At 60.3% G+C, this 12,803-nt stretch carries 12 protein-coding genes; 5 read left to right on the top strand and 7 right to left on the bottom strand.

Going from position 1 to position 12,803, the window contains the following annotated elements; genetic code table 11:
• Positions 1-20 precede the first annotated feature (20 nt).
• The gene (gene gloA, locus CF161_RS00900; protein ID WP_020294649.1) at positions 21-542 is read right to left on the bottom strand and encodes a lactoylglutathione lyase; all 522 of its coding nucleotides are present in this window, start codon (positions 540-542) and stop codon (positions 21-23) included.
• Positions 543-740: 198 nt separating this feature from the next.
• Here gloA and CF161_RS00895 point away from each other — a divergent pair, with 198 nt between their 5' ends.
• Complete coding sequence (locus CF161_RS00895; protein ID WP_020294648.1) at positions 741-1,268, top strand: DUF4946 domain-containing protein; 528 nt, start codon at positions 741-743, stop codon at positions 1,266-1,268.
• 246 nt (positions 1,269-1,514) lie between these two features.
• On the opposite strand, the gene CF161_RS00890 is transcribed toward CF161_RS00895, so the two are convergent.
• The 3 genes from CF161_RS00890 to CF161_RS00880 form a co-directional block, all read right to left on the bottom strand.
• Complete coding sequence (locus tag CF161_RS00890) at positions 1,515-1,877, bottom strand: histone-like nucleoid-structuring protein, MvaT/MvaU family (RefSeq protein ID WP_020294647.1); 363 nt, start codon at positions 1,875-1,877, stop codon at positions 1,515-1,517.
• 242 nt (positions 1,878-2,119) lie between these two features.
• Positions 2,120-3,658, bottom strand: coding sequence for an EAL domain-containing protein (locus CF161_RS00885; RefSeq protein WP_020294646.1), 1,539 nt, complete (start codon positions 3,656-3,658; stop codon positions 2,120-2,122).
• Positions 3,659-3,763: 105 nt separating this feature from the next.
• The gene (locus tag CF161_RS00880; RefSeq protein ID WP_020294645.1) at positions 3,764-4,651 is read right to left on the bottom strand and encodes a LysR family transcriptional regulator; all 888 of its coding nucleotides are present in this window, start codon (positions 4,649-4,651) and stop codon (positions 3,764-3,766) included.
• 78 nt (positions 4,652-4,729) lie between these two features.
• Between CF161_RS00880 and CF161_RS00875 the strand changes: the two genes are divergently transcribed.
• From CF161_RS00875 to hpaR, 3 genes are all read left to right on the top strand, one after another.
• Entirely contained in the window at positions 4,730-5,677 is a 948-nt protein-coding gene (locus CF161_RS00875) for a DMT family transporter (protein ID WP_020294644.1), read from the top strand.
• A 267-nt stretch (positions 5,678-5,944) separates the two neighbouring features.
• Positions 5,945-7,021 (top strand): 4-hydroxyphenylpyruvate dioxygenase, encoded by a 1,077-nt coding sequence (gene hppD / locus CF161_RS00870; RefSeq protein WP_020294643.1) that lies wholly within the window; start codon positions 5,945-5,947, stop codon positions 7,019-7,021.
• 142 nt (positions 7,022-7,163) lie between these two features.
• Complete coding sequence (gene hpaR, locus CF161_RS00865; RefSeq protein ID WP_020294642.1) at positions 7,164-7,586, top strand: homoprotocatechuate degradation operon regulator HpaR; 423 nt, start codon at positions 7,164-7,166, stop codon at positions 7,584-7,586.
• Between the two features lie 94 nt (positions 7,587-7,680).
• Here hpaR and rarD read toward each other — a convergent pair whose 3' ends face one another.
• The 3 genes from rarD to CF161_RS00850 all read right to left on the bottom strand — a co-directional run bounded on the left by rarD (position 7,681) and on the right by CF161_RS00850 (position 11,349).
• Positions 7,681-8,562, bottom strand: coding sequence for an EamA family transporter RarD (gene rarD / locus CF161_RS00860; RefSeq protein ID WP_043228290.1), 882 nt, complete (start codon positions 8,560-8,562; stop codon positions 7,681-7,683).
• 220 nt (positions 8,563-8,782) lie between these two features.
• A complete protein-coding gene (locus tag CF161_RS00855; RefSeq protein WP_020294640.1) occupies positions 8,783-9,796 on the bottom strand; it encodes an aldo/keto reductase in 1,014 nt (337 codons plus the stop codon).
• 239 nt (positions 9,797-10,035) lie between these two features.
• Entirely contained in the window at positions 10,036-11,349 is a 1,314-nt protein-coding gene (locus CF161_RS00850) for an MFS transporter (protein WP_020294639.1), read from the bottom strand.
• Between the two features lie 180 nt (positions 11,350-11,529).
• On the opposite strand from CF161_RS00850, the gene CF161_RS00845 reads away from it, so the two are divergent.
• Positions 11,530-12,666, top strand: coding sequence for a sugar diacid recognition domain-containing protein (locus tag CF161_RS00845; RefSeq protein ID WP_020294638.1), 1,137 nt, complete (start codon positions 11,530-11,532; stop codon positions 12,664-12,666).
• The last annotated feature ends 137 nt before the right edge of the window (positions 12,667-12,803 follow it).

Here is a 12,803-nt window from a genome sequence, read left to right as displayed (position 1 = left end):
CGGTAAAACGAGTTGCCGGGTTACAGCGGGGCCGGCTGGATGATTTCGACCCAGTAGCCGTCCGGGTCCTTGATAAAGGCCAGGCTTTTCATGCGGCCATCGCTCAGGCGTTTCTGGAAGTCACAGCCCAGTGTTTCGAAGCGCTCGCAGGCGGCAACGATGTCCGGTACCGAGATGCAGATATGGCCAAAGCCGCGAGGGTCGGTGTTGCCATTGTGGTAGGAGAAATCCGGGTCGTTTTCAGTGCCGTGGTTATGGGTCAGTTCGAGAATCCCCGGGATCGACTTCATCCACTGGGTACGCGCTGCGGCGTCGGCCGGGATCTGCGCCTTGTCCACCAGGGCCAGGAAGTACAGGCTGAATTCAGCCTCGGAGAAGTCGCGTTTTTCGACCAGCGAGAAGCCCAGGACACGGGTGTAGAAATCCAGGGATTGAGTGATGTCCTTGACCCGCAGCATGGTGTGGTTGAACACAAAGTTGGCGGTGGCGGAGTCAGGCTGGGCGGTAACGCCGGGGAAAGTATCAAGTTCGTGCAGGCTCATGGGCCCTCCGGAAAAAAAGTGGGGCAAACGGCGCTCGGGCAAACGAGCGGTGCCTTGGCTTGCGATGACTCAGGCATCCTTGGGATGCGCAATGATACGCAACAGCCGCCCTTGGCGCCAAACCCAAAGCTCCTGATCTATTGCCCAATCCTGGTGTCACCTGCAAACTTTGAAGCCCGTTTCTCAGGTATTGCTGAAATGCCCTTTTTCGTAAAAACCGCCGCCGTCACCTGCAGCCTGCTGCTCTGTGCCCTGGCCCAGGCTGCGGAGCCGGTGATTGCCTGGCCCAGCGGTTGGCAAGTGGAGGTGCTGCCTGAACAACCGGCCGAACTGAGTTCAAAAGTCTCTCGCCAGCGCGCAGTGAAAAATGATGCCAGCGGCACTCCGGTACTGGTCATGGAGTTGACTATGACGGAGGTTGAAAGTGGTCATGCAGTGAATCTTCAAGGTGTGCTGCTGGAGATGCGCAAGTCAGTGCAAAAGGACTTTGCACAAGGTGGCTATCAAAGTGTGTGCAATCGGATTCATGAGGCGCAACTGAGTCGCCTCTCCGCTCTTGAAACCACCTGCACCATTACTCAGAACGGTCGGCATGTGTTGTCGCAAACACTGGTGGCAGCGTTGGATGCCGATAAGGCCTATGTACTTTCTTACGCCGGCCAGGCGGCGGCTTATGCAGAGAGTCAGGATGAAATACTCGCTACCCGAAATAGCTTGAAACTTTAACCTTGCTCTTGGCAGGGTATTTCCATTGGCAGATGATCCATGACAACGTATTAAGCACAAAGTTATGGGGTGGCTCTTGCGTTATGCGCTTGATCTGGAGCGCAGGTGCCGATTCTTGCCAGACCTTATTGCCGATGCTTGAGCGTGTGAATATTTAGCCTGTTGTAACTAATGCAATTGGCTATAAACGAAACTGCTAAAAAGCAAAGGCCCCGCGAATGCGGGGCCCTGGTGACCGTAGCGTTGTTAACCGCGCAGCCAGGAATCTACAGTGGCAGCGCCATACTCTTCTTTCCAGGCTTTGAGCCCGCGATGATTGCCTCCCTTGGTTTCAATCAGCTCACCGGTGTGCGGATTCTGATAGACCTTGACCACGCGAGCGCGGCGTTGTTTAGGGGCAGAGGCTGCTGGCTGGGACTTGCCCGGGTTCGGATCGAGAATCGCGATGATGTCGCGCAGGCTCTTGCCGTAGGTTTTCATCAGGCCTTGAAGCTTTTCCTCGAACTCGATTTCCTTTTTGAGCCCGGCATCGTTCTTCAGGGATTCCAGCTGCGCGAGCTGTTCTTGAAGTGCTTTTTCTGCTGCACGAAATTCAGCGAGTCTGGACAATATCTTTACTCCAATAAGGTATTTGGCTGATACCAAGCACATACAAAGCGATGAGGCCAGGAGCCGGTGAACGACTCAATTTAATGACCTATCGGCGAATCTTGTACAGGCCAGAAAAATTGTAGTAGTTAACGGGCCAAGAGTAAATCATGTTGTTCTTGCAAGAATCAATTGCGAGTGATGATTCAAATTGGTGCATGATAATGGCAATGCATTGTGTGTTTTTTTGCGCAAGTGGCTATTTAGTGGCGCGCCAACTCAGTTAGGAATTCATCCCCCGGCATCGGTCGACCAAACAAGTAACCTTGCAGGAAATCGACGCCTTTCCCCGCCAGATAATCCCGTTGTTTTAGTGTTTCAACACCTTCGGCGACGATACCCAAGTCCAGCTTCGCCGAGAGCTCGATGACACTGTCGAGTATATGGCGCGAAAGGGCGTCAATACCGATCATGGCAACGAAGCTCTGATCGATCTTCAGATAGTCGACATTAAACTGACGCAAGTACGCCAGGCTGGAATGTCCGGTGCCGAAGTCGTCAATGGCGATCATTACCCCCAACTTGTGCAGTTCTTCGAACAGTTTGTGGGTCATGGCGGTGGGCTCCACCAGCTCGCGTTCGGTCAGCTCCAGCACCAGTGCCACCTTGCCAGCGGGGAACTGGGCGAGAAAGTCGCGGCAGTCATCGAGCAGTTGCAGGTCATGGCAGTGGCTGGCGGTGATGTTGATGCCGATGTGAAAGTTATCGCTGAAGCTCGAGGCGCTGGGGGCCAGCAGCTGTGCAGTCTGCTGCATCAGGGAGCGGGTCATGGGGACGATTAGGCCGGAATGCTCGGCAAACGGAATGAACAAATCCGGGCGTACCAGGCCTTCCTTGGGGTGCTGCCAGCGCATCAGAACTTCAAGGCCTGCCCACTGCTCGGTATCGCCGCGCACCACCGGCTGGAAGTAGGGAATGAATTCGCCGGCGCCCAGGGCCCGCTGCAGTTCGTGACTGGGGGATGACGAGCGCTTTTGCCACCAGTGGCCGGCGAATCCCGAGAGAACTCCAAAGAACAGCAGCAGGCTGAACAGCGGCTGGTATTGGGCTTTCATATAGAGCCAGACATCGCCCTCGGGAAAGCCGGCGCTGACGCGGTAGGGGTAGCGCCTGGAATCCAGCTCCTGGTGGGCCACCGGAGCGGATGGCACAGGTAGCCCATGGACCTTGCCGTCCGCTGACAGCCAGCTGTTGCCCACTTGCAGTGTGAGGTCGGCGTAACGGCTGATCAGGCGCAGTGCGTTCGCCAGGTGATAGCCGTCGATGGTCGCCAGCGCGGAACGCTCGCCTTGGCTCAGTCGGTAGATCAGCAGGGCAGTGTCGGGTGTGATCGGGTTGCCATTCATCAACCACAATCGGCCGTCGACATAGTCTCGTGGGTCCAGGGTGGTTGAAATACGCCCGAGCAACGAACTGCAGTAGTTGTCGTTGCGCCAGACCAGGTTGGTCGAGCGCACGAATGGGCGGCGTGTGACCTGGTCGCGTAATGCCAATCGCCGGGCCTCATCGCAAGGCTCGCCAACCAGAGGCAGCAGTACCCGGGCGGCGATGTCGCTGTTGTCGAGCATCAGGTCGAACTGGCGGATCGCTTCCTCGGCGGTTTGCTGACTGCTCTGGAGCAGCGCCCGCTCAGCCTGCAGGTACAGGATGATCATACCCAGCAGCACCGGCAGCAAGCCGATGAGCAGCGTGCGCAGAGCGCGGGTGGAGCGTTTCTGCGGACCTTTTACGGTCAATGGCATAAACCAAACCTATAACGGGACGGCGCCTGGACACGGGCGACAGAAGACGGGGAAATCGCGGTGGGTACATATCGAACCCGGGTGAGTGGAGGATAGACGGGATGCCTATTTTGCGCCCTGGGATCTTGGGTACAGGCGCTGGGCCTGTTGAATAAACGCCAGCGTCGCCGGCGATGACTGGCGCCGATCCAGTACAGCCATGCCGATCTGGCGCTCGGCCGGCTGGGTCAGGGGCCTGCGTACATAGCGCGGATCGTGTCTGGCCGGCAGTGCCAGCTCGGCCACCAGGCTCACCGCCTCGCCACGGGCCACGGTTTCCAGGGTGCTCAGCAACTGCGAGCTGCGATAGCGGACGTTGGGGCTGAGGCCGGCCTGATGAAACAGCCGGGTCACCAGCTCGGCGGACCCGGCTTCGGTGAGCACGAAGGGGTCGACGCACAGCTGGGCCAGGCTGACGGCGCTTTCATTTGCCAGTGGGTGTTGAGCCGGCAACAGCGCCATCCATTGATCCTGCAACAAGGCAAAGGTATCGAAGCGCTCCTGGGGCAGCACCACGAACCCCACGTCGATGCGCCGCTCCTCGAGCCACTGCACGACTTGGCGATCTGGGCCTTCGTCGATGTGCACCTCGATGCCCGGATAGCGGCTGCGGTACTCGGCGAGAATGGCCGGCAGCAGCTTCATCGAAGAGGTCGGGCCGAACGAGCCGATGCGCAGCGTGCCGCGCTTCAGGCCACGGGCATCGGCGGCTTCCTGGTGCATGGTTGCGGCCAGGCCAAGCATGGTCCGGGCACGCAGCAAGAGTTGCTGGCCAATATCACTCAGCTCGACCTGCGCCTGATGGCGGCGAATCAGCTCCACGCCCAGTTCTTGCTCCAGCGCCTTGATGGCGTGGGACACCGCTGATTGGGTGATCCCCAGGCGGCTGGCGGCCGTCGTGAAACCGCGCAATTCGGCGACCAGGGAAAAAATCTCCAATTGGGTCAGGGTCATGAGTGATTGCTCATTTTACGATGATCTTTGATTAGGCGAAGAATAAGCCCATCCCAGGCAAGGCAGTGCTGAAATCTGATGAAAACGTTCGACCAAACGCTCTCCGGTCCCTCTGACAGAGCGGTTTATTGCAAGCTCATCGCGGTCACCATGATCTGGGGCGGAACCTTTGTCGCCGGACGCCTGTTATCGGGGGCGCTGGAGCCGCTGCTGGCCGCCAGCGTGCGGTTTCTGCTGGCGAGCCTTGCGCTGTTGCTGTTTATGGCTTGCAAGCGGATTGCGCTGGTACGGCCGAACCTGCGCCAGTGGGTGCAATTGGTGATCTTGGGGTTCTTCGGGATTTTCTTTTACAACCTGTGCTTCTTCTACGGCCTGCAGCGGATAAACGCGTCGCGGGCGTCCTTGATCGTGGCCTTGAACCCGGCGGTGATTGCCTTGGCTTCGTGGCTGCTGTTGCGTGAGCAACTGAGTCGGCGCAAGGTTTTCGGCATCGTTGTCTGCGTGCTGGGCGCCGCGCTGGTGATCCTCAGTCGAGACCCGCAGGCGTTGCGGGGCACGGCCGACAGTGGGCTCGGCGACTTGCTGATCTTGGGTTGCGTGCTGGGCTGGGGCGTCTACTCACTGTGTTCCCGAGGGCTCAACCAGAGCCTCGGGCCGCTGCATACCGTGACCTATTCGATTGTTCTGGGGACCCTCATGCTGGGTGCCGCCACCGCCCTGCGCGGCGAGTTGGATCTGCAAGCGTTGCTGGATTTGCGTGCCGTGCAAGGCCTGAGTCTGCTGTACCTGGGCCTGATGGGGTCGGCGCTGGCCTATATCTGGTACTACGATGGCCTGCGCCAGATCGGCGCCACGCGCTCTGGCGTTTTCATTGCACTCAACCCGCTGACGGCGGTGATCCTGGGGGCACTGCTGTTGGGCGAGCAACTGAGTCTGAGCATGGGGCTGGGCGCAGCCTTGATCCTGCTGGGGATCTATCAGTGCAACAAACCCCTTGCGAGTCCGGCCAAAAAGCGGATTTTATAGAGATTGCGGACAAACCTATTTACGCTGTGTAGAATCTGGTTACGCATACAAGAATAACGTCTTCTGGCAGCAGAAGCCTCGCCCGCAGCCTGTAAGCAAGTCAGGGTCGAAATGAAGATACTCGGGTTCCAACTGATCTACGGTGATTTCCTCGCCCGCAGCGTGCGTGGCATCTCTTGCGCGCCACCTCCAGCCCTCAGCATTGATAGCAACTAGCAGCCCGCGACCGCGGACGTTAATTCTAAAAATAATGATGAGGCGCCAACCATGGCAGATATCTTCGAAAACCCAATGGGCCTGATGGGCTTTGAATTCATCGAATTCGCATCGCCTACGCCAAACACCCTCGAACCGATCTTCGAGATCATGGGTTTCAGCAAAGTCGCGACCCATCGCTCTAAAGACGTGCATTTGTACCGTCAGGGCGCCATTAACCTGATCCTCAACAACGAGCCCCACAGCGTGGCCTCGTACTTCGCCGCCGAACACGGTCCGTCGGTATGCGGCATGGCCTTTCGCGTCAAGAATGCCCAACAGGCGTACTCCCGTGCCCTGGAGCTGGGTGCGCAGCCGATCCATATCGCCACCGGCCCGATGGAACTGAACCTGCCGGCGATCAAGGGCATTGGCGGCGCGCCGCTGTACCTGATCGACCGCTACGGCGAAGGCAGCTCGATCTACGACATCGACTTCGTGTACCTGGACGGCGTCGACCGCAACCCGGAAGGGGCGGGTCTGAAGATCATCGATCACCTGACCCACAACGTGTATCGCGGGCGCATGGCCTACTGGGCCGGTTTCTACGAGAAGCTGTTCAACTTCCGCGAGATTCGTTATTTCGACATCAAGGGCGAATACACCGGTCTGACCTCCAAGGCCATGACCGCGCCGGATGGCATGATCCGCATCCCGCTCAACGAAGAGTCGTCCAAGGGCGCCGGGCAGATCGAAGAGTTCCTCATGCAGTTCAACGGCGAGGGGATTCAGCACGTGGCGTTCCTGACCGACGATCTGGTGGGTACCTGGGACCGCCTGAAGAAGATCGGCATGCGCTTCATGACCGCGCCGCCGCAAACCTATTACGAGATGCTCGAAGGCCGTTTGCCGAATCACGGCGAGCCGGTGGACGAACTGCAATCGCGGGGCATTCTGCTGGATGGCTCGTCGGAAGCCGGTGACCGCCGCCTGCTGTTGCAGATTTTCTCGGAAACCCTGATGGGCCCGGTGTTCTTCGAGTTCATTCAGCGTAAAGGCGACGATGGTTTCGGCGAAGGCAACTTCAAGGCGCTGTTCGAATCGATCGAACGTGATCAGGTTCGTCGTGGTGTACTCGCCACCGAGTAAGCCAGTGACCGCTTGAAAACAGGCCCGATCGAAGGTTCTTCGATCGGGCTTTGTTTTGCCCGGGAATTGCTGATAGTGAATGTGTTAATGTTTATTTCCGCGACGCCTAGCGTTGATTCCCAGCCTGTTGACCGACCTTTAGATGACGACGCCAAGACCTTCCCTGACCTTAACGCTGCTCCAAGCCCGTGAAGCGGCCATGGCTTTTTTCCGGCCGTCCCTCAACCAGCATGACTTGACCGAACAGCAGTGGCGGGTGATCCGCATTCTGCGCCAGAACGGTGAACTGGAAAGCCATCAACTGGCCAAGATGGCGTGCATCCTGCCCCCAAGCATGACCGGAGTGCTGACGCGCCTGGAGCGTGACGAGTACGTCAGCCGCCGCAAATCACCCGAGGACCAGCGCCGGCTGTTCATCACCCTGACTGAAAAGGGCCAGGCCTGTTTCGAGTCCATGAGCGGCGACATGGAAATCAACTACCAGAAGATCCAGCAGCAATTCGGCGAGGAGAAGATGCAGGCGTTGCTGGCCCTGCTCAACGAGCTGAAACAAATCAAGCCCTGAGTGAGCACGGTAGGTGAGGCGTTGCCTGTCGCCGCTGCCCGCAGGCAGCGCTGGCCCTGACACTCGCCCAGGGCCCAAGCGTACTGACGACGCCTCAAGCCCGGCGCTGGCGCACCAGGTGCTTGAACCCTTCAAACACCAACACCAGCACCGCCATCCAGATCGGCACATAGGTCAGCCACTCGCCGGCCTTGATGCTTTCCCCCAGCAGCAGTGACACCCCCAGCAGCAACACCGGTTCGACATAGCTCAGCAGGCCGAACAGGCTGAACGCCAACAGCCGGCTGGCGATGATGTAGCACACCAGTGCCGAGGCGCTGATCACCCCCAGCAACGGAATCAGCAGATACAGCCAGGGCCACAGGTCGAACACCGCAAAGCCTTGTTCGCCGCTCTGTACAAACCACAGGGCGACAGGCAGCAGCAACGCCATGTCCAGCCACAGCCCGCCGAGGTTGTCTGCGGCCAGGCGCCTGCGCAGCACGAAATAGGTTGGATAACCGATGGCCACCAGCAGCGTGGCCCAGGAGAAACTGCCCACCTGATACAGCTCGTTGAGTACCCCCAGGCAGGCGAAAAACGCTGCGATCTTCTGCAGGCGCGACAGGCGTTCGCCATACACCAGGCGTCCGGTCAGGACCATGGTCAGCGGCAGCAGGAAATACCCCAGGGACACATCCAGGCTGTGACCATTGAGCGGCGCCCACATAAACAGCCATAACTGCACGCCCAACAGCCCTGACGACAGCAGCAGGCCCAGCAGCAACAGCGGCTTGCCCGCCACTCGCAGCAGCACTTCGTGCACTCGGCGCCATTCCCCGGAAACCACCATGAAGACCGTCATGCACGGCACCGTCAGCAGCATTCGCCAGCCGAAGATTTCCACCCCGGTCAGCGGCTCCAGCAAGGACGTGTAGAAATACATGACGGCAAACAGCACCGACGCCAGGACCGATAAAACAATACCTTTAGACACACTGTCCTCGTACGACCAGAGTCATTGAGCGAACGGAAAAAACGGTGATGAACCGTGGGGGGGAATATAGAGGGTTTGGCCCGAGAGGTTTACTCGGATTAAGCGTGGGTTACGGGAAAATATCTCGTTTGCCCGCTGCCTTCGGGCAATGCCAGCGCGCAAAGGGTGCGCTAGGGGGAAAAGACGGTGGCTGCTGTCAGGCAGCAGCCACCATCGAGTATCAACTTGGGAAAGGTGTACGCCCGGAAACGAAGTGGCTGACATCGTTGAAGCCAGGGGTGGAAGCGTGGCCCGGGGTCACCAGCGAATCGATAAAGGCTTCGTCTTCAGCGCTGATTCGCACGCTCAGGGCCTTGGTGTAGGCGTCCCACTGTTGCTCGGTGCGTGGGCCGACAATCGCCGAACTGACGGCGGTATTGTTCAGCACCCAGGCGATGGCGAACTCCACCATGCCGACCCCGCGTTGCTGGGTGTACTGCTGAATCTGCTGGGCAATGCGCAGGGACTCGACCCGCCACTCGGTTTCGAGGATGCGCTTGTCCTGGCGCCCGGCGCGGCTGGCGCTGTCCGGCGTGACGTCCGGCGCATACTTGCCGCTGAGCACCCCGCGGGCCAGGGGGCTGTAGGGCACCACACCCAGGCCATAGGCCTTGGCGGCGGTGATCTGTTCGGCCTCGGCCTGGCGATTGACGATGTTGTACAGCGGCTGGCTGATCACCGGCCGGTCGATACCCAACTCGTCGGCAAGACGCACCACTTCGGCAATCCGCCAGCCACGGTAGTTGGACAGGCCCCAGTAGCGGATCTTGCCCTGGCGCAGCAAGTCACCGATGGCCGCCACCGTGACCTGCAACGGTGTGTTGTGGTCTTCGCGGTGCAGGTAATAGATGTCCAGGTAGTCGGTGCCGAGGCGGTTCAGGCTGGCTTCGATCCCGTTGAAAATATGCTTGCGGCTCAAGCCGCTGCGGTTGGGCACGCCGTCGGCCGGGCCGAAGCCGACCTTGGTCGCCAGGACCCAGTCATGGCGATGCCGGGCGATCGCTTCGCCGACGATCTCTTCGGAGCGACCCTGGGTGTAGACATCGGCGGTGTCGATGAAGTTGATGCCCTGGTCCCAGGCCTTGTCGATGATGCGCAGTGACTCTTCGGTACTGGTCTGTTCGCCGAACATCATGGTGCCCAGGGTCAGCGTGGAGACCTGTAGACCGGAGTGGCCGAGGAGGCGATAGCTCATGGACGGATTCCTTGTGCGCGGGGTTGGAGCCAGGCGAAAAGCGTCTGGCCAGGCCGCCCATCAAATACCAGAACAATCGGCTTGGGCAAACGGAATCGACGAGGGAGGGCTGCGGCGTGTTGGCGCGCAGAAGGGGCCAGACAGCGGTAGGGGGCGGGTTTGCGGGCATTGTCCAGCCCTGGAAACCCATGCGAGAGGGGGCGCCGGATTTGAAAAAAAACGGCGCCCCGCTTACGCAATCAGCTGTTGCGCAGGTTGCGGGTCATGCGCAGAGCCAGCAGGCTGCCGCCAATGATCACGCCGGCCAGCAGGTACAGCGCCAGGTTGGTGGAGCCGGTGGTGTCTTTGACCCAGCCCACCAGGTACGGGCTGAGGAAACCGGCCATCTGGCCCATGGAGTTGATCAGCGCCAGGCCACCGGCGGCAGCGCCGGCGCTGAGGAGTGCGGTCGGCACCGGCCAGAACATCGGCAGGCCGGTGAGGGCGCCCATGGTGGCGATGGTCAGGCCGAGGATGGCCAGCACCGGGCTGGCGGCGAAGTTGACCGCAATCAGCAGGCCGACGGAGCCCATCAGCATCGGTACCACCAGGTGCCAGCGGCGTTCTTTACGCAAGTCCGCAGACCGCCCTACCAGCAACATGAATACAGCGGCCAGCAGGTAAGGGATTGCGCTGAGCCAGCCGATGACCAGGTTGTCGCTGAACCCCAGGTTCTTGATGATCGACGGCAGCCAGAAGTTGATCGCATACACCCCGCTCTGGATGCAGAAGTAGATCAGTCCGAACGCCCAGATCGCCGGGTTCTTGAACACCGCGGCCAGTGAATCGGTGGCCGTCTTGGGTTTGCTGGCCGCGTCCTGGGCCTGGTCCGCTTCGAGCACGGCGCGCTCTTTAGGCGTCAGCCACCGGGCACTGGCGAAGTTGTCGCTGAGCAGGAAGAACGCCAGCGCGCCGAGGATCACGGTCGGTATGCCTTGCAGCAGGAACATCCACTGCCAGCCGGCAAGGCCGCCCTGGCCGGCGGCGAAGTGGTTGAGGATCCACCCGGAAAACGGGCTGCCCAGCAAGCCCGAGACCGGGATCGCCGACATGAACAGGGCCATGATCCGGCCACGGCGAAAGCTTGGGAACCATTGCGAGAGGTACAGCACCACCCCTGGGAAGAAGCCGGCTTCGGCGGCACCGGTGAACAGGCGCAGGGTGTAGAAACCGGTCGGCGTGGTGACGAACAGCAGGCAGGTGGAGAGGGTGCCCCAGGTGATCATCATCAGCGCGATCCAGCGCCGGGGGCCAAACTTGTTCAGTGCCAGGTTGCTCGGCACGCCGCACAGCACATAGCCGATAAAGAAAATCCCGGCACCCAGGCCGTACACGGTTTCGCTGAATTTCAGGGCATCGAGCATCTGCAGCTTGGCGAATCCAACGTTGACCCGGTCGAGGTAGTTGAACAGGTAGCAGATGAAGATGAAGGGGATCAGGCGCAGGGTAATGCGCTTGTAGACGGCATTTTTGTCGTCATCGGTGGCCAGGGTAGCGGCGGCGCTCTGTGACATGGCGGGTCTCTCTTTATTATGATTTTTTGCGATGCAAGGGTAACGTTGATCGCCCTGAGAGTCTCGACCACAGCCCCGGCTGCTGTCTTTGTGCCCACGCACAGGGTTTGCAGGCTAACCCTGTGCTGCTGAACAACCCTACGGGCCTGTTGCCGGCCCGCCTTCAAGGAACACGCTGCTATGTTCGAACTGGACCATGACCTGGCACAGGATATTGTCGACCGGACGATGGCGATTCTGCCGTACAACGTCAATGTCATGGACAGCCAGGGCCTGATCCTCGGCAGTGGCGAGCCCGAGCGCATCAACACCCGCCATGAAGGCGCGCAACTGGTGCTGGCCAACGGTCGGGTAGTGGAAATCGACGCCCAGACCGCCAAGCACCTCAAGGGCGTGCAGCCGGGCATCAACCTGCCCTTGCTGCATGACCAGAAGTTGATCGGCGTGCTGGGCATCACCGGCGAACCGGAACTGCTGCGCACCTACGCCGCCCTGGTGCAGATGACCGCCGAAATGCTGGTAGGCCAGCGCCATCAGCAGGCCGAGCAGCAATGGCGGCGCCAGCGTTGCGATGATTTGCTGGCGCTGTTGCTCAGCGACGACGGGGATTCGCCACGGCTGGCCGACGAAGCCCAGCGGATGGGCCTCAAACCCCAGCTGGCACGTACCCCGTACCTGTTCGAGCTGGGCCTGGAGCACGGTGTCGGGCAAACCGCCGAAGCTTTGAGTGCCTGGCTGATATCGCGTTACCCGGACAGCTGGTGCGTCAGCTCGGCCCAGACCTCGCTGCTCTGGTGCCGGCCCGCCACGTTGACGGTGGACAACCAGCGGCTGCTGGAAAAACTCGACGGCCTGGGTTGGAACATCTTGCGGATTGCCGTGGGCGGCCAGGCGGATGGGCTGGCCGGGTTGCGGCGCTGTTACCGACGGGTCAGCGACTTGCTGGCTTACGGCCGAGACCTGCTCCCGCATGCCCGGTTGCTGACCCTGAACCGCTTTCGCCTGCCGGTCATGCTCTGGCGGCATCGAAACGACGACGCCCTGGATGAGCTGCTCAACCCTTTGCGCAAAGTGCTCGCCAAGGACGGCAATGGTCAGTTACTGGCGACCTTGCGCAGTTGGTGCGAACACGACGGCCAGAGCCAGGCCTGCGCCGACGCCCTGGGTATCCATCGCAACAGCCTGCGCTATCGCATGGAGCGCATCGCCGAACTCAGCGGCGTCGACCCCTTGCGCCTGGACGGCATGCTCGCCCTGTACCTGGGCGTGCAATTGCTACCCCAAACCATCGCCCCCCAACCCCCGGAATCCCCATAGCCGCTGCCGAGCCGGCGAGGCTGCGCCGGCCAGCACCGACGCCGCAGGGTGTCAGGTTTCAGGCCGGTGCTGACCGCTGTTGTACCAATGAACAATAAAGCCCATGCACTCTTGTGCAGCGGACAGGCGTCAGCACT

The organism is Pseudomonas sp. CF161, from assembly GCF_000416215.1.
In the GTDB taxonomy this organism is placed as follows: domain Bacteria; phylum Pseudomonadota; class Gammaproteobacteria; order Pseudomonadales; family Pseudomonadaceae; genus Aquipseudomonas.
This window is presented reverse-complemented; position numbering and strand designations above follow the sequence as displayed.